This window comes from Pseudomonas siliginis, from assembly GCF_019145195.1.
In the GTDB taxonomy this organism is placed as follows: domain Bacteria; phylum Pseudomonadota; class Gammaproteobacteria; order Pseudomonadales; family Pseudomonadaceae; genus Aquipseudomonas; species Aquipseudomonas siliginis.
Map to the genome: position 1 here is coordinate 609778 of NZ_JAHSTW010000001.1, position 20162 is coordinate 629939.

General features: G+C 61.0%; 18 protein-coding genes. 10 read left to right on the plus strand and 8 right to left on the minus strand.

The annotated features are described in order from the left end of the window. Nucleotides 1-128: 128 nt before the first annotated feature. The 5 genes from KVG87_RS02565 to KVG87_RS02585 all read right to left on the minus strand — a co-directional run bounded on the left by KVG87_RS02565 (nucleotide 129) and on the right by KVG87_RS02585 (nucleotide 5941). Nucleotides 129-1304: a lactonase family protein gene (locus KVG87_RS02565; protein ID WP_217849058.1), complete on the minus strand. Its 1176-nt coding sequence runs from the start codon at nucleotides 1302-1304 to the stop codon at nucleotides 129-131. Then, nucleotides 1291-1602 carry a DUF5629 family protein gene (locus KVG87_RS02570; protein WP_217849060.1) on the minus strand — a complete coding sequence of 104 codons (312 nt, stop codon included), beginning with the start codon at nucleotides 1600-1602 and terminating at the stop codon, nucleotides 1291-1293. Before KVG87_RS02570 ends, KVG87_RS02565 begins: the two co-directional genes overlap by 14 nt. Before the next feature lie 277 nt (nucleotides 1603-1879). Then, nucleotides 1880-3460 (minus strand): aldehyde dehydrogenase (NADP(+)), encoded by a 1581-nt coding sequence (locus KVG87_RS02575; RefSeq protein ID WP_217849062.1) that lies wholly within the window; start codon nucleotides 3458-3460, stop codon nucleotides 1880-1882. A gap of 9 nt (nucleotides 3461-3469) precedes the next feature. Further along, nucleotides 3470-4462, minus strand: a complete 993-nt coding sequence (araD1, locus tag KVG87_RS02580) for an AraD1 family protein (RefSeq protein ID WP_217849064.1) — start codon at nucleotides 4460-4462, stop codon at nucleotides 3470-3472. Nucleotides 4463-4618: 156 nt separating this feature from the next. Continuing rightward, nucleotides 4619-5941: an MFS transporter gene (locus tag KVG87_RS02585; protein WP_024013183.1), complete on the minus strand. Its 1323-nt coding sequence runs from the start codon at nucleotides 5939-5941 to the stop codon at nucleotides 4619-4621. Between the two features lie 192 nt (nucleotides 5942-6133). Between KVG87_RS02585 and KVG87_RS02590 the strand changes: the two genes are divergently transcribed. Both KVG87_RS02590 and KVG87_RS02595 read left to right on the plus strand, forming a co-directional pair. After that, a complete protein-coding gene (locus tag KVG87_RS02590) occupies nucleotides 6134-7870 on the plus strand; it encodes an IlvD/Edd family dehydratase (protein ID WP_071172698.1) in 1737 nt (578 codons plus the stop codon). Nucleotides 7871-8057: 187 nt separating this feature from the next. Beyond that, nucleotides 8058-8777 carry a FadR/GntR family transcriptional regulator gene (locus KVG87_RS02595; RefSeq protein ID WP_024013185.1) on the plus strand — a complete coding sequence of 240 codons (720 nt, stop codon included), beginning with the start codon at nucleotides 8058-8060 and terminating at the stop codon, nucleotides 8775-8777. Between the two features lie 264 nt (nucleotides 8778-9041). On the opposite strand, the gene KVG87_RS02600 is transcribed toward KVG87_RS02595, so the two are convergent. Next, nucleotides 9042-11426, minus strand: a complete 2385-nt coding sequence (locus KVG87_RS02600) for an efflux RND transporter permease subunit (protein WP_076562517.1) — start codon at nucleotides 11424-11426, stop codon at nucleotides 9042-9044. After that, nucleotides 11423-12466: a WD40/YVTN/BNR-like repeat-containing protein gene (locus tag KVG87_RS02605; protein WP_217849066.1), complete on the minus strand. Its 1044-nt coding sequence runs from the start codon at nucleotides 12464-12466 to the stop codon at nucleotides 11423-11425. The genes KVG87_RS02600 and KVG87_RS02605 overlap by 4 nt, the downstream gene beginning before the upstream one ends. A 462-nt stretch (nucleotides 12467-12928) precedes the next feature. Between KVG87_RS02605 and KVG87_RS02610 the strand changes: the two genes are divergently transcribed. The 7 genes from KVG87_RS02610 to KVG87_RS02640 all read left to right on the plus strand — a co-directional run bounded on the left by KVG87_RS02610 (nucleotide 12929) and on the right by KVG87_RS02640 (nucleotide 18266). Then, entirely contained in the window at nucleotides 12929-13519 is a 591-nt protein-coding gene (locus tag KVG87_RS02610; protein ID WP_217849068.1) for an amino acid synthesis family protein, read from the plus strand. Between the two features lie 32 nt (nucleotides 13520-13551). After that, nucleotides 13552-14385 (plus strand): alpha/beta fold hydrolase, encoded by an 834-nt coding sequence (locus KVG87_RS02615; protein ID WP_024013187.1) that lies wholly within the window; start codon nucleotides 13552-13554, stop codon nucleotides 14383-14385. Beyond that, a complete protein-coding gene (locus tag KVG87_RS02620; protein WP_024013188.1) occupies nucleotides 14382-15863 on the plus strand; it encodes an aldehyde dehydrogenase in 1482 nt (493 codons plus the stop codon). The genes KVG87_RS02615 and KVG87_RS02620 overlap by 4 nt, the downstream gene beginning before the upstream one ends. Nucleotides 15864-15875: 12 nt before the next feature. Beyond that, nucleotides 15876-16361, plus strand: a complete 486-nt coding sequence (locus tag KVG87_RS02625; RefSeq protein WP_217849071.1) for a flavin reductase family protein — start codon at nucleotides 15876-15878, stop codon at nucleotides 16359-16361. A gap of 128 nt (nucleotides 16362-16489) precedes the next feature. Beyond that, nucleotides 16490-16879: a carboxymuconolactone decarboxylase family protein gene (locus KVG87_RS02630; RefSeq protein ID WP_003225716.1), complete on the plus strand. Its 390-nt coding sequence runs from the start codon at nucleotides 16490-16492 to the stop codon at nucleotides 16877-16879. Between the two features lie 57 nt (nucleotides 16880-16936). Next, nucleotides 16937-17701, plus strand: a complete 765-nt coding sequence (locus KVG87_RS02635; RefSeq protein WP_217849072.1) for a GntR family transcriptional regulator — start codon at nucleotides 16937-16939, stop codon at nucleotides 17699-17701. A 1-nt stretch (nucleotide 17702) separates the two neighbouring features. Next, the gene (locus tag KVG87_RS02640; RefSeq protein WP_150635080.1) at nucleotides 17703-18266 is read left to right on the plus strand and encodes an NUDIX hydrolase; all 564 of its coding nucleotides are present in this window, start codon (nucleotides 17703-17705) and stop codon (nucleotides 18264-18266) included. A 128-nt stretch (nucleotides 18267-18394) separates the two neighbouring features. Here KVG87_RS02640 and KVG87_RS02645 read toward each other — a convergent pair whose 3' ends face one another. Further along, entirely contained in the window at nucleotides 18395-18691 is a 297-nt protein-coding gene (locus tag KVG87_RS02645; protein WP_217849074.1) for a DUF1330 domain-containing protein, read from the minus strand. 68 nt (nucleotides 18692-18759) lie between these two features. Between KVG87_RS02645 and ribBA the strand changes: the two genes are divergently transcribed. Continuing rightward, entirely contained in the window at nucleotides 18760-19869 is a 1110-nt protein-coding gene (ribBA, locus tag KVG87_RS02650) for a bifunctional 3,4-dihydroxy-2-butanone-4-phosphate synthase/GTP cyclohydrolase II (RefSeq protein WP_016775017.1), read from the plus strand. Nucleotides 19870-20162 lie beyond the last annotated feature (293 nt).

The following is a 20162-nucleotide window of genomic DNA, read 5'->3' on the forward strand; positions in this document are numbered from 1 at the left end:
GTTTGCCCGGTCGGGCTGTGAAACAAACGTAACGCTCGAGGGTTGCCTCCTTGAAATCTTTTGTAGCATTAGCCGATATCAGTGCAATTAATACAACGATGCAGGCCCCGTAGAACGGGGCCTGTGGCTTATTGTCGCACCAGGAATTTCAGATCGCTTGGCGCGTCCATCGGCAGTTTTTGCACGGTTTTGCCCAGCAGACCGGTCTTGGCATCGCGTTCGACGACGACAATCTGGTTGCTCTTCTGGTTGGCAATCAAGACGAATTTACCGCTCGGATCAAGGGCAAACTCGCGCGGGTGATCACCTTCGACCGAGCGCTTTTGCAGCTCTTTGAGCTGACCGGTCGCAGGATCAATGCCGAACACTACGAGCTGATTGGCCGTGCCGCGATTGCTCACGTAGAGAAACTTGCCGTCAGCCGAAGCATGCAGCGCCGCGCCGGCCTTGTCCGAGGTTGGCTGGCCCGCCGCGAGATCGACCAGTTGCGTCTGGGTCAGCACGCCGTCGTTGTAGTCGAACACCGCAACCTGTGCACTCATCTCCATGGTCAGCCAGGCGTGTTTGCCATCAGCGCTGAACAGCAGATGACGCGGACCACTACCGGCCGGCAAGGCTACCGAGGCGGTTTTTGCCGGGGTCAGCGGCAGGTGTGGATTGGCCTTCGGGTCGTACTGATAGATGAAAACCTTGTCCGCGCCCAAATCATTGGAGAACACATAGCGCCCGTCCGGCGACGACACCGTCGAGTGCACATGATTGGAAGCCTGACGCTCAGGATTGACCCGGCTGGCCGGGTGGCCGCTCATCTGCACGACCGGTTTCAGCTGGCCGTCGGCATCGACCGGCAATACCGCCAGGGTGCCGCCCGGATCTTCCATCACCGAATAGTTGCTGACGAACAGGTGTTTGGCATCAGCGCTGAGGCTGGAATGGGTAGGCTCGTTGCCCAGGCTATGCACTTGATTGATCAGGCTCAGCGCATGGGTCTTCGGGTCGATGGCGAAGCTGCTGACGCGGCCGACCGGATCGTTCTGGCCCGGGCCGTTTTCGTTGACCACGAACAAACGCTTCTGGTCTTTCGAGAGGGTCAGCCACGAAGGGTTTTCGGTCTTGACCACTTGCAGTGGCTTGGCGTCGATCTGGCCGGTGGCGCTGTCGAACTGCATGCGGTAGATGCCCTGGCTGGAACCGGCGGTGTAGGAGCCGACCAGCAATTGCAGGGTTTCGGCAGAGGCGCTGGAAAGCCCCATCGCGCCGACGCTGCCGGCCATCAGCAAAGGCCAGAAGTTACGCATTTTCATTATTGTCATCCTCATCGTCGCTGCTGCTGACTACGTCGCCGAGGCACACCAGACGATGCTCGCCCGTGGTCTTGGTGTCGCTGGCGTAACCGGTGATCAGCCAGCTCTGCAGCGTCTCATCGAACGTCGCCGCCGCGACCTGCGCTGGGGTGAATTCCCAGTGTTTGGCTTCACGGCCATCGATGCATTCGATGTGCAGGTTATCGTCCTCGTCGAGGGCGAATTCGAAGGCGTGCAGGCCATCGATTTCGACCATACCGCAGTGTTCGAGGGCGTTGAGAAGGGCTTGGGCAGTCATGGCAAACAGTCTTTCTAGGGGGAAAGGGCCAATGATAGCCCAATGTGATCCAGAGGCCCCTGCTGGAACCTCTGTGGGAGCGAGCTTGCTCGCGAAGACGGTGTGCCAGCTGATCGTTCCCACGCTCTGCGTGGGAATGCCTATAGGGACGCTCCGCGTTCCAATGGGACGCAGAGCGTCCCGGGCTGCATTCCCACGCGGAGCGTGGGAACGATCAACTGGCTGATATTCCGCGTTCGCGAGCAGGCTCGCTCCCACAGGGGACATCGGCTTGGCGTTAGATCGCCTCACGCGATGGCTTGCCATCCACCAAACGCTGAATCCGCAGTGGGTTGGCGTTTTTCAGTGGTTCGGGCAGCAAGCTGTCCGGGTAGTTCTGGAAGCACACCGGGCGCAAGAAGCGATCGATCGCCAGCGTGCCGACCGACGTGCCGCGCGCATCGGACGTCGCCGGGTATGGCCCGCCATGCACCATCGAATCGCACACTTCGACACCGGTCGGATAACCATTGAGCAGGATGCGCCCGACTTTCTGTTCCAGCAGCGGCGTCAGCTCGGCGAATTGCTCGAAGTCCGACGGCTCACCAATGATCGTCGCGGTCAATTGACCGTGCAGGCCGTGCAGCGCCGCGCTCAGTTGTGCCTGATCGGCCACTTCGACGATCACCGTGGTCGGGCCGAACACTTCTTCCTGCAGCACTTCGTCACCGTTGATCAACAGGCTGACATCGGCCTTGAACAACTGCGGCTGCGCCTGATTGCCCTGCTGCGGATTACCGGCCAGATGCTCAATGCCGCTGTGCGCCAGGAGTTTTTCCAGGCCTTTGCCATAGCTGCCGAGGGTGCCGGCGTTGAGCATGGTTTGCGCCGGTTGATCACAGATTGCAGCGGCGACTTGTTGGACAAACGCGCTGAACTGCGGAGAGCGAATACCGATGACCAGACCTGGATTGGTGCAGAACTGACCGCAACCCTGAACCACCGAAGCGGTGAGGTCACGCGCAACGGTTTCCGAACGCGTGGCCAGTGCCTGCGGCAGCACGATCACCGGGTTGATGCTCGACATCTCGGCAAACACCGGGATCGGTTGCGGACGTGCGGCTGCCATGTCGCACAGGGCGCGACCGCCTTTCAGCGAGCCGGTGAAACCAACGGCCTGAATCGCCGGATGCTTGACCAGCCATTCACCGACGCCGCCACCGTAGATCATGTTGAACACGCCGGCGGGCATGCTGGTTTTTTCAGCCGCGCGAATGATCGCGTCGGCGACCAGTTCAGCGGTGGCCATGTGGCCGCTGTGGGCCTTGAACACCACCGGGCAACCGGCGGCCAGTGCTGCTGCGGTATCGCCACCGGCAGTGGAGAACGCCAGCGGGAAGTTGCTGGCACCAAACACGGCGACCGGGCCGAGGCCGATGCGGTACTGACGCAGATCCGGACGTGGCAGCGGCTGGCGATCCGGCAATGCCTGATCGATCCGCGCGCCGTAGAAATCACCGCGACGCAGGACTTTGGCGAACAGACGCATCTGCCCGCTGGTGCGACCGCGCTCGCCCTGAATGCGTCCGGCCGGCAGCGCGGTTTCGCGGCAGACCACAGCAACGAAATCGTCGCCAAGCGCATCCAGCTCATCCGCGACTGCGTCGAGGAACTGCGCGCGACGTTCGGCGCTGAGGCTGCGATAGGTCGGGTAAGCCGCAGCGGCGGCCTTGGCGGCGGCGTCGACTTCTTCGGCCGTGGCCTGAATGAAATCATGCGGCAGGGCATCGCCCGTGCTGGCGTCGACCGAGTGCAGTTTGACGCTGCCGGCGGCGCTGCGCTGACCGCCGATGTAGTTGTGACCGAGAATCTGAGTCATGGGATCTCCTTAAAGGGTGCCGATGCTGTCCGGTTCAAAAGCCGCTTTGACCGGTGCGATACCGTTGACCAGCGCAGCGCCAAAATCGGCCTGGCTGATCTCGAACGTGTCGCCCGGCTGGGTGCGGATGCCGTCGGCAAACGACAGGGTCGCTGTACCGAAAAAATGAATGTGCACGTCGCCCGGACGCAGGAACTGACTGTATTTGAAGTGGTGGTACTCGAGGTTCGCCAGGCTGTGGCACATGTTGGCCTCGCCACTGAGGAACTCGTTCTGCCAGAGCACTTCGCCGTCACGCAGGATTCGGCTGGTGCCGGCAAGGTGTTGAGGCAATTCACCGGTACGAAGTTCCGGGCCATAACTGCAACTGCGCAATTTCGAGTGCGCCAGGTACAGGTAATTCTTGCGTTCCATGACGTGATCGGAGAACTCGTTGCCCACCGCGAAACCGAGGCGATACGGCTTGCCATCGTTGCCGATGACGTACAGGCCGGCCATCTCCGGCTCTTCGCCAGCGTCTTCGGCGAACGGCGGCAGCGGGAACGCCTGCCCCGGACGCACGACAATGCTGCCGTCGCCCTTGTAGAACCACTCTGGTTGCACGCCGGCCTGCCCCGCCGCCGGTTTGCCACCCTCCACGCCCCACTTGAAAATGCGCATGGTGTCGGTCATCGCCGCTTCATCGCCGGCCTGCTGGTGCATCTTGTCGCGGGCCGAAGCACTGCCCAGATGGGTCAGGCCGGTACCGCTGACCAGCATGTGTGCCGGGTCCGGGTGATCGAGTGGCGGCAGGATGCGCAGGTCTTTGAGCAACTGCGCGTAATCGTGGCTGGCACCGAGGCCGAGGCTTTGCACTTGCTGCTCAAGGGAGCTGCCGGCCTCGATTGCAGCCAGGGCCAGATCACGGACACTGCGGGCGTCCTCGACTTCGCGGACCTGACCGTTGTCGACCACGCCGACCCGGCGCTCGCCGTTGGGTAATTCGAATTGAACCAGATGCATATGTCCTCTCCTTTATCCAAAATTCCGAAACACCGCAAAACCCTGTGGGAGCTGGCTTGCCAGCGATAGCAACCTGTCTGACACATCAATGTTGGATGTGCCGCCGTCATCGCTGGCAAGCCAGCTCCCACAGGGGTGGTAATTGATCCATAGGTGTCAGGTTCGGGTCGCGCCACGGGCGCTGGCGGCGAACTGGTCGACGGGCAGCACGTGCTTGCGTTCCAGCACGCGGTAGACGATGCCGGTCAGAATCAGCCCGAACACCATCACGCCCGAGAGGAAGTACAACCCCGAAGCCAGATTGCCGGTGTATTCCTTCAACGCGCCGATCACGAACGGCCCGATGTAACCGCCGAGGTTGCCCACCGAGTTGATCAAGGCAATCCCCGCCGCCGCACTCGCGCCAGCAAAGAAGCGTCCTGGCAAAGTCCAGAACACCGCCGTGCACGAGAACAACGCAAACGCCACCAGACACAGCGCCGCCAGTTGCGCCACCGGCAGCGACAGCCAGGCACTGAGGAACAGGCCCAGCGCACCGAGTACATAGAGCACCGCCAAGTGGCCGTAGCGATCGTTCAAACGGTCGGAGCTACGCGGAATAATCAGCAGGCCGATGATCCCGAAAATGTATGGCACCGAAGAGACGAAACCGGTCACCAGATCGCTGCCGCCGAACTGTTTGATCAACGTCGGCAGCCACAGGCCGAGGCCATAAATGCTCAGGGTCACCGGCAGATAGAACAGCGCCAGCAGCAACACGCGTTTGTCTTTCAGCGCATGCAGCGGATTGCCGTGACGGGTCTGGCCGTATTCCTGCAGATCCTTTTTCAGTTCGCCGGTCAGCCAGTCTTTTTCCGCCTGATCCATCCACTTCACTTGCTGCGGGCCGTCCGGCAGCCAGCGCAGGACCGGCCAGGTCAGCAGGATCGCCGGGGTGCCGATGACGATGAACAGCCACTGCCAGCCATGCAGGCCGAGGATGCCGTCCATGCCCAGCAAGCCACCGGACACGGGACCTGTGATCATCATCGCGATCGGTTGCGAGAGGATGAACAGGCCGAGGATCTTGCCGCGATGGCGCACCGGGAACCATTGGGTGATGTAGTACAGCACGCCGGGGAAGAAGCCCGCCTCGGCCGCGCCGAGCAAAAACCGCATCACATAGAAGCTGTGCGGCCCTTGCACGAAGGCCATGCCGATCGTGATCGCGCCCCAGGTGATCATGATCCGCGCGAACCAGCGCCGCGCGCCGAAGCGTTCGAGCATCAGGTTGCTGGGAATCTCTAGAAGAAAGTAGCCGATGAAAAACAGCCCGGCACCGAGGCCATAGGCGGCGTCGCCGATGCCGATGTCGGCGCCCATGTGCAGCTTGGCAAAGCCGACGGCGGAGCGATCCACATAGGCGATCAGGTACAGCAGGATCAGGAAGGGAATCAGTTTCAGTGTGATGCGCCGGACAAGCCGCAATTCCTGGCTCATGAGATCGGTCTCCGATTGTTGTTTTTATAGAACCTCGGGGGACGCCTCTCGCCAAAACAGCCAGGGCCATCCCTCCGTCGAAAACGACTATATAGTAATACTAATTACCCAACAACACTTCCAAAGCGTCGATTTTGCGCTTAGATTAAGCGTCAGCCCGCAAACAATAGTCTTACAATAAGAGAATCGATCATGTCTGATAAGAAACCCACCCTGCGCTCCGCCCAATGGTTTGGCACGGCCGACAAGAACGGCTTCATGTACCGCAGCTGGATGAAGAATCAGGGCATCGCCGACCATCAGTTCCACGGCAAGCCGATCATCGGCATCTGCAACACCTGGTCGGAACTGACCCCGTGCAACGCGCACTTCCGCCAGATCGCGGAGCACGTCAAACGCGGGGTGATCGAGGCTGGTGGTTTTCCGGTGGAATTCCCGGTGTTCTCCAACGGCGAATCGAACCTGCGCCCGACGGCCATGCTCACCCGCAACCTGGCGAGCATGGACGTTGAAGAAGCGATTCGCGGCAACCCGATCGACGGCGTCGTGCTGCTCACCGGTTGCGACAAAACCACTCCAGCACTGCTGATGGGTGCGGCCAGTTGCGACGTGCCGGCCATCGTCGTCACCGGCGGGCCGATGCTCAACGGCAAGCACAAAGGCAAGGACATCGGTTCCGGCACCGTGGTCTGGCAGCTCAGCGAACAGGTCAAGGCCGGCACCATCACCATCGATGACTTCCTCGCGGCCGAGGGCGGCATGTCGCGTTCGGCGGGCACCTGCAACACCATGGGCACCGCGTCGACCATGGCCTGCATGGCTGAAGCGCTGGGCACTTCGCTGCCGCACAACGCCGCGATTCCGGCTGTGGATGCACGCCGTTATGTGCTGGCGCACATGTCCGGCATGCGTGCGGTGGAGATGGTTCGCGAAGATTTGAAATTGTCGAAGATCCTCACCAAGGAAGCCTTCGAAAACGCTATTCGTGTCAACGCTGCCATCGGCGGTTCGACCAACGCCGTGATCCACTTGAAAGCCATCGCCGGGCGCATCGGCGTCGAGCTCGATCTGGACGACTGGACCCGCATCGGTCGCGGCATGCCGACCATCGTCGACCTGCAACCGTCCGGGCGTTTCCTGATGGAAGAGTTCTACTACGCCGGTGGTTTGCCAGCGGTGCTGCGTCGCCTCGGTGAAGCCAATCTGATCCCCAACCCGAACGCACTGACGGTCAACGGCAAGTCCATCGGCGAAAATACCAAGGACGCGCCGATCTACGGCGAAGACCAAGTGATCCGCACCCTCGACAATCCGATTCGCGCTGACGGTGGCATCTGCGTGTTGCGCGGCAATCTGGCGCCGCTGGGCGCGGTGCTCAAGCCGTCCGCCGCTAGCGCTGAACTGATGCAGCATCGCGGTCGCGCGGTGGTGTTCGAGAACTTCGACATGTACAAGGCGCGGATCAACGATCCGGAGCTGGACGTCGATAAAGATTCGATTCTGGTAATGAAGAACTGCGGGCCGAAGGGTTATCCGGGCATGGCTGAAGTCGGCAACATGGGCCTGCCGGCCAAGCTGTTGGCAGAAGGCGTGACCGACATGGTGCGCATTTCCGATGCACGCATGAGCGGGACCGCGTACGGCACGGTGGTTCTGCACGTCGCCCCGGAAGCCGCAGCCGGCGGGCCTTTGGCGGCAGTTAAGGAAGGCGACTGGATCGAGCTCGATTGCGCCAGCGGCCGTTTGCATCTGGACATTCCGGACGCGGAACTGGCCGCGCGCATGGCCGATCTGCAAGCGCCGCAGCAGTTGTTGGTGGGCGGTTATCGTCAGCTGTACATCGACCACGTGCTGCAGGCGGATCAGGGTTGCGACTTTGACTTCCTGGTTGGTTGCCGTGGTGCCGAGGTTCCGCGCCACTCTCACTAACAGCGCAATTCCCCTGTGGGAGCGAGCCTGCTCGCGAAGAGGGAGTGTCAGTCGACATCTATTTGACTGATATGCCGCCTTCGCGAGCCGGCTCGCTCCCACAGTTGCTTTTGCGTATCGCCTCAAATCTGTGCCGTGCCTGCTATGATGCGCGGCATCTCCATCGCTCAGGATCGCGCCACTCCCCATGGATTACCGCAAACCTTCCGACCGTAAAAGCATGCACTCGCGCATCGTCCAGGAACTGGGCATGCAGATCGTCTCCGGACGCTTTTTGCCCGACGACAAACTGCCCGCCGAAGCCCTGCTGTGCGAGGAGTACGCGGTCAGTCGCCCGGTGTTGCGCGAAGCCACGCGGGTGCTGGTGGCCAAGGGTCTGGTGTATTCCAAACCGCGCGTCGGCACCGTGGTCAAGGCTCGCCGCGAATGGCACATGCTCGACCCGGACGTGCTGCACTGGTTGATGCAGAGCAGCCCGCAAAATGAATTCTTCAACGTGCTGACCAGCGTGCGCAGCATCATCGAGCCGGCAGCGGCCGCCCTCGCCGCTCAGCATGCAACCGATGCCGACATCGCCGCGATCAACGAAGCCTACCAACGCATGGAAGCCGCGCCGACTCCGGAAGCGCTGTTGCAGCCGGACCTGGACTTCCACAGCCGCATCGCCGATGCCACGCACAACGACCTGCTGGCGAACCTGTGCAACATGTTGGCGGTAGCGATCGCCGAGGCGTTGAAGCATTCCAATCAACGGCCGAATCTGCATGAACTGGCGTTGCCAAGACACAAGGCGATCCTGACCGCGATCGAGAACCGCGATGCTCTGGGTGCCCGGCATGCGACGCTGGTGCAGTTGGATGATGCGCGTAGTGCGTTGAGTGTGGTGCTGGGCGCTGAGCTTTCTTAGGGCTTGAGACCGCTTGCCCTCACCCTAGCCCTCTCCCAGAGGTAGAGGGGACCGATTGGGGAATATTTGAGATTTACGCCGACTTGAACGTTCTGCTGTGAATCCATAACCGACTCGGTATCTCAGGCCGATATATCTAGCCGCACCCCTCGGTCAGTCCCCTCTCCCTCCGGGAGAGGGCTAGGGTGAGGGGCTCTTGATCTTGATTCATAAAAAAAGCCGCAACCCCTCAAGGTTGCGGCTTTGTCGTTTCAGGCCTTCAGATCAGTGGGCAAACAGCGAATTGCCCTTCTGCCCTGCCAGCTTCTCAGGCTTGATCAGGAACTTCGCCAGCGCTGGCAGCAGCCACAGCGCACCGAACATGTTCCACAGCAGCATGAAGGTCAGCATCAGGCCCATGTCGGCCTGGAACTTGATCGCCGAGAAGATCCAGGTGCACACGCCGATCGCCAGGCACAGGCCGGTGAACAGCACCGCTTTACCGGTGGACTTCAGCGTCTGGTAATAGGCTTCCTGCAACGGCAGCCCCGCACGCAGGAAACTTTCCAGGCGGCTGTAGATGTAGATGCCGTAGTCCACGCCGATCCCCACGCCCAACGCCACCACCGGCAGCGTCGCGACTTTCACGCCGATGCCCATGAACGCCATCAGGGCGTTGCCGAGCACCGAGGTGAGTACCAGCGGCAGGACGATGCACAGGGTTGCTGCCCATGAGCGGAAGGTGATCATGCACATCACTGCCACGCAGATGTACACCAGAATCAGGATGGTCAGCTCAGCCTGTTTGATGACTTCGTTGGTGGCCGCTTCGATCCCGGCGTTACCGGCGGCGAGGATGAATTCCAGGCCGTCCTTGTTGTTTTCCTTGGCGAACTCCTGCACCGCGTTGACCGCACGATCGAGGGTCTCAGCTTTGTGATCGTTGAGGAACACCAGCACTGGCGCCAGCGAGCAGCTGTTGTTGTACAGGCCATCGGCGCGGGCGATCGAGTTATTCAGCACGTCCGGGTTGCGCGACAGGGTTTCCCATTTCAGGTTGCCCTCGTTCATGCCCTTGATCATCTGCTTGGACACGGTCACCAGCGAGATCGCCGACTGCACGCCCTCGGTGTTCTGCATCTTCCACATCAGCTGATCGATCGGCGCCATGGCTTCGTAGCGCGAGCAGCCTTCAGCCTTGGTCTTGACCATCACCACCAGCACGTCGGAGCTGGTCGAGTAGTTGCTGATGATGAAGTTGTTGTCCTTGTTATAGCGCGAGTCCGGACGCAGTTCCGGCGCGCCCTGGTCGAGGTCACCGATCTTCAGGTTCTGGCTGTACCAGAGGCCACCACCGAAGGCGATCAGCGCCAGCGCTACCGAAATCGGCGCGACTTTCGGGCTGGCGAAGTTCGACAGCAGGCGCCAGAACGGATGCTCGCGGTTGGCGTCCTTCTTGCTCTTGGCAATCGCGCGCTTGCTGATGCCGACATAGGAAATCGCCACCGGCAGCAGGATCAGGTTGGTGAACACGATCACCGCAACGCCGATGGACGCGCCGATCGCCAGTTCACGGATCACGCCGATGTCGATGATCAGCAGTGTGATGAAGCCCACCGCATCGGCCAGAATCGCGATCATCCCCGGCAGGAACAACTGGCGGAAGGTGCGCCGCGCAGCGGTCAGGGCGTTATCGGCCTCGCTGGATTGCAGGGCGATACCGTTGATTTTCTGCACGCCGTGGGAAATGCCGATGGCGAAAATCAGGAACGGCACCAGCATCGAATACGGGTCGAGCCCGAAGCCGAAGAAGTGCATCAACCCGAGCTGCCAGACCACCGCCACCAGCGTCGTGCTCAACACCGCAATGGTGCTGCGCAGGCAGTTGGTAAACCACAGCAGCAGAATCAGGGTGATGACGAAGGCGACCCCGAAGAACAGCACCACCATCACCAGACCGTCGATCAGGTCGCCGACCTTCTTGGCGAAACCGACGATGTGGATCTTGATGTTGGGGTTCTGCGCTTCGAACTTGTTGCGGATCTTGTCTTCCAGCTCATGGGAGAACTGGCGATAGTCCAGCGCCAGCAACTTGCCCTGATCCTGCGGGTCCGGGTAGGCCTCCAGCAGCGGGATGTCGACGATGCTCGACTTGAAATCGTTGGCTACCAGACGCCCGACCTGGCCGGACTTGAGCACGTTGTTGCGCAGCAGATCGAGACTGTCTTGAGAGCCGTTGTAGCTCTGCGGAATCACTTCACCGCCGGCGAAACCCTCTTCGGTCACTTCGGTCCAGCGTACGCTCGGGCTCCACAGCGATTTGAGGCCGGAACGATCGACGCCGGAAATGTAGAACACTTCGTCGTTGATCTGGCGCAGGGTCTCCATGTACTCCTTGGAGAAGATGTCGCCGTCGGTGGCTTCCACCGAAATACGCACGGTGTTGCCGAGGTTCGCCAGATCGTTGCGGTGCTCCATCATCTTTTCGATGAAGGGATGCTGCAGCGGGATCATTTTTTCAAAACTGGTCGACGGCCGAATCAGTGTGGCCTGCCAGAACAGGAAAATGCTCACCACCAGGCAGATCAGGATCACGGCCGGACGGTTGTTGAAGATCAAGCGTTCAAGAAACGTCGCCTTGTCTTGCTGAGGAGTGATCAAGGAAGTCATAGCCCCGCCTTCTTGTTATTGGTCTCGGCACCGTTTGGCTGGGTGATGTGCAAGCCACCCTGCCCGGTCAGAATCAGGTTGCCGTTGCCGGCGGCGGTGACCGACGACAGCGAAATGCGATCCGGGCGGTTGAACACGCTGAAGCTCTCGCCATTGTCGCTGCTGCTGATCACAGAACCGCCGTTACCGACGATGACGATCGAGCCGTCTTCCAGCAGCGTGCCGCCGGACAGGCCAAACTCCAGCGCACCGCGTGCGGCTTTGAGTTCGACCTGCTCCCAGTTGCTGCCGAAATCAGTGGAGCGATAGAGGTTGCCGCGCAAGCCGTAAGCCAACAGGGTCTGCGGCTGCGCCGTGCCGATCACGCCGAACAGTGAGCCTTCGTACGGGCCTTCAAGCTTTTCCCAGGTCTGGCCGTCATCGGCGGAGCGAAACATGCTGCCGGACTCGCCGACGATGAACAGCCCGGCGTCTTTCACGGCGGCGATGGCGTTGAGGTGGAACTGGTCTTCGTTGTCGAGGCGATCGCTGACGTCTTCCCAGTTCTTGCCGCCGTCGGAGGTTTCCAGCAGCGTGCCGTAGGCGCCCACGGCAAAGCCGCTGCTGGCGTCCTTGAACCAGACGTCGAGCAGCGGCGATTCGCGTGCGAGATCTTCGAATTGCTTGGTCCAGGTCAGACCGCCGTCTGCGCTGGCGAGAATCTGTGCGTCGTGGCCCACGGCCCAGCCGTTTCTGTCGTCGACGAAATACACGGCGGTGAGCAGTTGCCGGGTTGGCACCTTGGCCTGGGTCCAGGTTTTGCCCTGGTCATCGGAATAGACGATGTGCCCGCGATCACCGACCGCGACCAGACGCGCGCCAGCGTGGACGACATCAAGAATCAGGCTTTTTGCGGCCTTGGCCGATTCGGTGGCATAGACCACGTCAGCCGGGGCCTCGGCGGCAATCACAGGTGCCGATAACGTGGCGAAGCCCAGCAGCGAGAGTGCTGTGGCCAGCAACGCGGTGTTGCGTAACGCCGGCGGGCGGCAACGACTCATAGACCTTCCCCTATTTATTATTGTTGGGCCATCGGGCCTTCAAGGGCGCCGCAAGGGTGCTCGGCTAGTGGCAGATCAGAAGCATAGTCCTGAAACCCGCAATCCAGAGCCCCTTCGGAAGCTGGCTCATCCTATCGGGCTTTGCAAATGTCTGACAATCGGCGCCGCGTTATCTTTTGTTAACCGAAAGCGGCTCTCTGTAACCCATCATTTTCCCTGTGGGAGCGAGCCTGCTCGCGAATGCGGTGTATCAGTCACCCTGTTTATTGGCTGACCCACCGCTTTCGCGAGCAGGCTCGCTCCCACAGGGTTTGTAGTGATGGTTGGTTTTGCGACAAAGGGTGAATGCGCAGCCATTCGTAGGATGGATGACACAATTGTTGCGGAGGGGGACTTGCAGGATCGGTATTATGGTATACCATCAGACGCACAGACACTCTTAATCCCCCAACGGAGCAGCTCATGAGTTTCGAAATTCGCAAGATCGTCAGCTATGTCGAAGAAACCTTCATTGAAGGCGGCAAGGCTACTGACAAGTCGGTGACCATGGTCGGCCTCGCCGTGGTGATGAAGAACCCGTGGGTGGGCAATGGTTTTGTCGAAGACCTCAAGCCGCAGATCCGCGCCAACTGCTCCGACCTCGGCGCAATGATGGTCGAACGCCTGGTCGGCATCATAGGCGGTGCCGAGAAGATCGAGGCGTACGGCAAAGCGGCGGTCGTCGGCGCTGATGGCGAGATCGAGCACGCGTCGGCGGTGATCCACACCCTGCGCTTCGGTAACCACTATCGCGAAGCGGTAAAAGCCAAGAGCTACCTGAGCTTTACCAACAAGCGCGGCGGCCCGGGCACTTCAATTCAGATCCCGATGATGCACAAGGACGACGAAGGCCTGCGTTCGCACTACATCACCCTGGAAATGCAGATCGAAGACGCGCCGCGTGCTGACGAAATCGTCGTCGTGCTCGGTTGCGCCGACGGTGGCCGCCTGCATCCGCGCATCGGCAACCGCTACATCGATCTGGAAGAACTGGCCGCCGAAAAAGCCCAGTAATCACAACAAGAAAGGCATTGCAGGAGCGCTCCATGATTCGGCTCACCGCTGAACTCACCCCGGCTGGCACCAGTTACCTGGCGACCGGCCAAGGCCAGCCCGTGGTCTTGATCCACGGCGTGGGCCTGAACAAAGAAATGTGGGGCGGGCAGATTGTCGGCCTCGCCAGCCAGTACCAGGTGATCGCCTACGACATGCTCGGCCACGGCGCCAGCCCGCGCCCGGCCAGCGGCACCGACCTGCTCGGTTACGCCGATCAGTTGCTCGAGCTGCTCGATCACCTGAATCTGCCCCAGGCAGCGGTGATCGGTTTCTCCATGGGCGGTCTGGTCGCGCGGGCCTTCGCCCTGCACTACCCGGAGCGCCTGCAAAGCCTGGTGGTGCTGAACAGCGTCTTCAACCGCAGCGAAGAACAGCGTGCCGGCGTGATTGCCCGCACTGCGCAGGCTGCCGAACACGGCCCGGACGCCAATGCCGAAGCGGCGTTGTCGCGCTGGTTCAGCCGTGAATATCAGGCGGCCAACCCGGCGCAGATCGCCGCGTTGCGCCAGACCTTGGCCAACAACGATCCGCAGGGCTACCTGACCACCTACGAATTGTTTGCCACCCAGGACATGTACCGCGCCGACGACCTGAGCAGCATTCAGGCACCGACGCTGATCGCCACTGGCGAGCTTGACCCTGGCTCGACGCCGGAAATGGCCGAGCAACTGGCCCGACGCATCCCCGCTGCGAAGGTTGCCGTGCTGCCCGAGCAACGGCATATGATGCCGGTAGAGTCGCCGCGTCTGGTCAACCAGATGCTGCTGGAATTTCTCCAATTCGCACACGCCCGACAAAACCATATAAAGGGGATCGTTGCATGACACTCGCACGCTTCCAGATGTGCATCGGCGGAGACTGGGTCGACGCCCTCTCCGGCAAGACCTTCGAAAGCCTCAACCCGGCCTCCGCGCAAGCCTGGGCGGAACTGCCCGACGCCGATGAAGCGGACGTCGAACGCGCCGTGCAAGCAGCGCAAAATGCCTTCGACAGCCCGGCCTGGCGCGGCCTGACCGCCACTGCGCGGGGCAAACTGCTGCGCCGCCTCGGTGATCTGATCGCAGAAAACAAGGAACACCTGGCGCAGCTGGAAAGCCGCGACAACGGCAAGCTGATCCGCGAAACCCGTGGCCAGGTCAGCTATCTGCCGGAGTTCTTCCACTACACCGCAGGCCTCGCTGACAAGCTTGAAGGCGGCACCCTGCCGTTGGACAAGCCCGACCTGTTTGCCTACACCGTGCACGAAGCCATGGGTGTGGTTGCCGCGATCATTCCATGGAACAGCCCGCTGTACCTGACCGCGATCAAACTGGCCCCGGCCCTCGCCGCCGGCAACACGATTGTGATCAAGCCGTCCGAGCACGCCTCGGCGACCATTCTTGAGCTGGCACGCCTGGCCCTCGAAGCCGGGATTCCGCCGGGCGTGGTCAACGTCGTCACCGGTTACGGCCCGAGCACCGGCGCCGCCCTCACCCGCCATCCACTGATCCGCAAGATCGCCTTCACCGGCGGCGCGGCGACGGCACGGCATGTGGTGCGCAGCAGCGCCGAAAACTTCGCCAAGCTGTCGCTGGAACTGGGCGGCAAGTCGCCGAATATCATCTTCGCCGACGCCGATCTCGACAGCGCGATCAACGGCGCGATTGCCGGCATCTACGCAGCGTCCGGGCAGAGTTGCGTGTCCGGTTCGCGCTTGCTGGTGCAGGACGAAATCTACGACGAATTCGTCAACCGTCTGGTCGAGCGCGCCCAGCGCATCCGCATCGGCAACCCACAGGAAGACAACAGCGAGATGGGGCCGATGGCCACCGCGCAGCAACTGGCGGTGGTCGAAGGTCTGGTCGCCGACGCGATCGCCGAAGGCGCGCGTTTGCGCACCGGTGGCAAGCGTCCGGCGGATCTCGGTGAAGGCTGGTTCTACGAGCCGACGCTGTTCGAGTGCGACCGCAATTCGATGAAGATCATGCAGGAAGAAGTTTTCGGTCCGGTGGCTTCGGTGATTCGTTTCAAAGACGAAGCCGAAGCGCTGGCGATCGCAAACGACTCGCAGTTCGGCCTCGCTGCCGGCATCTGGACCCGTGACCTCGGCCGCGCCCATCGTCTGGCGCGTGATGTGCGCTCAGGGATTATCTGGGTCAACACTTACCGCGCAGTGTCGGCGATGGCGCCGATCGGCGGCTTCAAGAACAGTGGCTATGGACGCGAAAGCGGCATCGATTCGGTGCTGGCCTACACCGAACTGAAAACGGTGTGGATCAACCTCTCCCAGGCGCCAATGCCTGATCCGTTTGTGATGCGCTAGGAGTCCTGCGAAATGATCGAACCCGGCATTTACAAAGACGTCATGAGCTCGTTCCCGTCCGGCGTCACGGTGGTCACCACCCTCGACCCGGAGGGCGGCATCGTCGGTATCACCGCCAGCGCGTTCAGCGCGCTGTCGATCGACCCGGCGCTGGTGCTGTTCTGCCCTAACTACGCCTCCGACACTTATCCGGTGCTGCGCGACAGCAAGAAGTTCGCGATCCATTTGCTTTCCGCCGAGCAGACCGCCGAAGCCTACGCGTTCGCCGGCAAGGGCAAGGAAAAGGCCAAGGGCATCGAGTGGCATTTGAGCGATTTGGGCAACCCGATTCTGGCCAAGGCCACGGCGATCATCGAGTGCGAGTTGTGGCGTGAATACGACGGCGGCGATCACGCGATCATTGTCGGCGCAGTGAAGAACCTGATCCTGCCCGAGCAACCGGTGACGCCGATGATTTATCACAAGGGCAAGCTCGGTGCGTTGCCGCCCCTTGTTTGAGAACAATACAAAACCCTGTGGGAGCTGGCTTGCCAGCGATGGCGACGGAACATTCAACATCAATGCTGACTGAACTACCGCTATCGCTGGCAAGCCAGCTCCCACAGGATTGAGGTGAGGCGAAAGAAATGAGTAACGATAAGTATGAAAAAGGTCTGAAAATCCGCACCCAGGTATTGGGCGAAGCCTATGTTCAGCGCTCGATCGAGAACGCCGACGACTTCACCCGCCCGCTGCAGGAAATGGTCACTGAATACTGCTGGGGCCATGTCTGGGGGCGTGAGGGTCTGTCGCTCAAGGAGCGCAGCATGATCAACCTGGCGATGATCTCGGCGCTCAACCGCCCGCATGAACTCAAGCTGCATGTGCGTGGCGCCTTGCGTAACGGCCTGAGTCGTGAGCAAATACGCGAAATTCTGCTTCAGGTCGGCATTTATTGCGGCGTTCCGGCGGCCGTGGACAGTTTCCGGCTGGCCCGAGAAGCCTTTGCCGAAGCCGACGCCGAGGCCTCCAGTTAACCCTCGGCTGTTTTGATGCCCGTCTGGCATGGACAGCCAAGCTCAAGAGCGGACCCCATGAAACGCCAGCCACTCGACGACAGCTTCAAGGTCAATCGCAACCCCGTTACCCTGCGCGAAATCGTGCTGGACAAACTGCGTAGCGCGATCATGAATTTCCAGCTCATGCCAGGTGATCGTCTGGTCGAACGCGACCTCTGTGATCGCCTCGGCGTCAGCCGCACTTCGGTGCGCGAAGCCTTGCGTCACCTCGAATCCGAAGGTCTCGTCGAATTCGCCGATGCCAAAGGCCCGCGCGTGGCCATCATCACCCTCGCCGATGCCGTCGATATCTACGAATTGCGTTGCGTGCTCGAAGGCCTGATCGTGCAGCTGTTCACCCTGCGCGCCAAAGCCAAGGACATCAAAGCCCTGGAAAAAGCCCTCGATGACAACCGCAAGGCGTTGAAGGACGGCGAGCTGCAACAGGTGATCGACTCGGTGCAGGGCTTCTACGACGTGCTGCTCGAAGGCTCGGGCAACCATGTCGCCGCCACGCAATTGCGTCAGTTGCAGGCGCGCATCAGCTATCTGCGCGCGACCTCGGTCTCCCAGGAAAACCGACGCGGCGCGAGTAATCACGAGATGGAAAAAATGGTCGAGGCGATCAAGAGCGGCGATCCGCTGGCGGCGCATCAGGCGTGTGTCGATCACGTCCGCGCGGCGGCTACCGTGGCCCTCGATTACCTCAAGCGCAAACAGGAAGAAACCGGCGTCGCCGTCAAAGGCACCCCGGCGATCACCCTGCCGATCGCGCTGAAAGAACCCCGCATAGGTCAATGACATGTTCAGCCCGAGCTTTTGCCCGAAATGCGGTGGCCCTGACCTCGGTCAGCAGACGCCGCCGGGCGATACGCACGAGCGCCTGATGTGCCGCGGCTGCGGCTATATCCACTACGTCAATCCGAAGATCATTGCCGGCTGCATTATTGAGCAGGACGGCAAATACCTCTTGTGCCAACGGGCGATCCCCCCGCGCCCGGGCACCTGGACGCTGCCGGCCGGTTTCATGGAAAGCGGCGAAACCACCGAGCAGGCGGCGCTGCGCGAAGTCTGGGAAGAAAGCGGCGTGCGCGCGGAAATCGTCTCGCCGTATTCGATCTTCAGCGTGCCGAAGATCAGCGAGGTGTACATCATCTTCCGCGCCATCGCCCTGGAGATCACCGGGCAGTACGGGCCGGAGACCATGGATTACAAGTTCTTCGCCCCGGAAGACATTCCGTGGGAACAGATCTATTACCCGGCGATCCGGCAGATTCTCGAGCGCTATATCGAAGAGCGCCAAGCCGGGGTTTACGGGATTTACATGGGTAATGATGACAGCGGCAAGATCCATTTCATGCGCTGACATTTGCCTGAACACAAAACCTGTGGGAGCGAGCCTGCTCGCGAAGGCGTCGTGTCAGTCAATACAAATGTTGAATGTTCGAACGCATTCGCGAGCAGGCTCGCTCCCACATAGGATGGTGGTGTGGCTCAGTTCGGGGCAACGCCCTCGACGATGATGATCTCCGCCTTCGCCCATTCCTCGCGATAACTCTTCGCCTCCTGATACGCCGCCGAGCGGTAGCACGCCACGGCTGTTTCGTAGTTTTCAAACTCGATGATCACCGTGCGCTGTGGCGTCTGCCGTCCTTCCATCGCTTCGCTGCGCCCGCCTCTGGCGAGGAACTTGCCGCCAAATGCGGCAATCGCCTGCGGGGTGCGCTGGGTGTATTGGCTGTAGTGCTCGGCATCGGCTATATCCACATGTGCAATCCAGTACGCCTTCATAGTGACCTCTTTGTTGATTTTGTATTATGGTATACCAATATATTTCCAACGAACCCTGAGAGTCCAGCATGGCCTTCAACAGCATCGAAGAAATCATCGAAGATTATCGCCTCGGCAAAATGGTCCTGCTGGTCGATGACGAAGACCGCGAGAACGAAGGCGACCTGCTGTTGGCCGCCGACCGTTGCACGCCGGAGGCTATCAGCTTCATGGCCCGCGAAGCACGCGGGCTGATCTGCCTGACCCTCACCGACGAACATTGCCAGCGTCTGGGCCTGGAGCAAATGGTACCCGCCAACGGCAGCGTGTTCAGCACTGCATTTACCGTGTCGATCGAAGCGGCGGTCGGCGTGACCACCGGCATTTCCGCAGCAGATCGGGCCTGCACTGTTGCCGCCGCCGTGGCGCCAAATGCCCGCGCCGAAGATCTGGTGCAGCCAGGCCACATCTTCCCGTTGCGCGCCAAGGAAGGTGGCGTGCTGACCCGCGCCGGGCACACCGAGGCCGGCTGCGACTTGGCGCGTCTGGCCGGTTTCACCCCGGCCTCGGTGATCGTCGAAGTGATGAATGACGACGGCACCATGGCGCGCCGCCCGGATCTGGAGCAGTTCGCGCGCAAGCACGGGATCAAGATTGGCACCATTGCCGACCTCATCCACTATCGCCTGAGCACAGAGCACACCATCGAACGCATCGGTGAACGTGAGCTGCCGACGGTGCATGGCACGTTCCGTTTGATCACCTTCGAAGATCGCATCGAAGGCGGTGTGCACATGGCGATGGTCATGGGCGATCTGCGCCGCGAAGAGCCGACGCTGGTGCGCGTGCATGTGATCGATCCGCTGCGTGATTTGGTCGGCGCCGAGTACAGCGGGCCGACGAACTGGACCCTGTGGGCGGCGCTGCAACGGGTCGCGGCGGAAGGTCATGGGGTTGTGGTGGTGCTGGCCAACCATGAATCATCGCAGGCGTTGCTCGAGCGCGTGCCGCAGTTGACACAGCCGCCACGGCAGTTCAGCCGCTCGCAATCGCGGATTTATTCCGAGGTCGGGACTGGGGCGCAGATTCTGCAGAATCTGGGGGTGGGCAAGTTGCGCCACCTCGGCCCGCCGCTTAAGTACGCGGGGTTGACCGGGTATGACCTTGAGGTGGTTGAGAGCATTCCGTTCACCGAATAACCCGAGCCCAGCACAAACCCCATGTGGGAGCGAGCCTGCTCGCGAAAGCGATGTGTCAGTCGACTTGAATGTTGAATGATCCACCGCTTCGCGAGCAGGCTCGCTCCCACAAGGGTTTTGCATTTCAAATCCATTGTCCTGAACTCATCAAAAAAACAGATCCGCCAGATAACCGGTAAGGCAAAGTGCTTGCACAAAGTTTGGAATACCATAATATGATATTCCATAGACCGGACGAACCGAAGAACCGTCCAGCTACTGCTCCCGACAGGCGGGCAACAACGCAAGGCCCG

Coding starts and splice junctions, on each gene's coding strand:
- KVG87_RS02630 (WP_003225716.1), top strand. CDS start 16,490: ATGAGTAACGATAAGTATGAAAAAGGTCTGAAAATCCGCACCCAGGTA.
- ribBA (WP_016775017.1), top strand. CDS start 18,760: ATGGCCTTCAACAGCATCGAAGAAATCATCGAAGATTATCGCCTCGGC.
- KVG87_RS02565 (WP_217849058.1), bottom strand. CDS start 1,304: ATGAAAATGCGTAACTTCTGGCCTTTGCTGATGGCCGGCAGCGTCGGC.
- KVG87_RS02595 (WP_024013185.1), top strand. CDS start 8,058: ATGGATTACCGCAAACCTTCCGACCGTAAAAGCATGCACTCGCGCATC.
- KVG87_RS02575 (WP_217849062.1), bottom strand. CDS start 3,460: ATGACTCAGATTCTCGGTCACAACTACATCGGCGGTCAGCGCAGCGCC.
- KVG87_RS02600 (WP_076562517.1), bottom strand. CDS start 11,426: ATGACTTCCTTGATCACTCCTCAGCAAGACAAGGCGACGTTTCTTGAA.
- KVG87_RS02640 (WP_150635080.1), top strand. CDS start 17,703: ATGTTCAGCCCGAGCTTTTGCCCGAAATGCGGTGGCCCTGACCTCGGT.
- KVG87_RS02605 (WP_217849066.1), bottom strand. CDS start 12,466: ATGAGTCGTTGCCGCCCGCCGGCGTTACGCAACACCGCGTTGCTGGCC.
- KVG87_RS02610 (WP_217849068.1), top strand. CDS start 12,929: ATGAGTTTCGAAATTCGCAAGATCGTCAGCTATGTCGAAGAAACCTTC.
- KVG87_RS02615 (WP_024013187.1), top strand. CDS start 13,552: ATGATTCGGCTCACCGCTGAACTCACCCCGGCTGGCACCAGTTACCTG.
- KVG87_RS02590 (WP_071172698.1), top strand. CDS start 6,134: ATGTCTGATAAGAAACCCACCCTGCGCTCCGCCCAATGGTTTGGCACG.
- araD1 (WP_217849064.1), bottom strand. CDS start 4,462: ATGCATCTGGTTCAATTCGAATTACCCAACGGCGAGCGCCGGGTCGGC.
- KVG87_RS02645 (WP_217849074.1), bottom strand. CDS start 18,691: ATGAAGGCGTACTGGATTGCACATGTGGATATAGCCGATGCCGAGCAC.
- KVG87_RS02635 (WP_217849072.1), top strand. CDS start 16,937: ATGAAACGCCAGCCACTCGACGACAGCTTCAAGGTCAATCGCAACCCC.
- KVG87_RS02625 (WP_217849071.1), top strand. CDS start 15,876: ATGATCGAACCCGGCATTTACAAAGACGTCATGAGCTCGTTCCCGTCC.
- KVG87_RS02585 (WP_024013183.1), bottom strand. CDS start 5,941: ATGAGCCAGGAATTGCGGCTTGTCCGGCGCATCACACTGAAACTGATT.
- KVG87_RS02570 (WP_217849060.1), bottom strand. CDS start 1,602: ATGACTGCCCAAGCCCTTCTCAACGCCCTCGAACACTGCGGTATGGTC.
- KVG87_RS02620 (WP_024013188.1), top strand. CDS start 14,382: ATGACACTCGCACGCTTCCAGATGTGCATCGGCGGAGACTGGGTCGAC.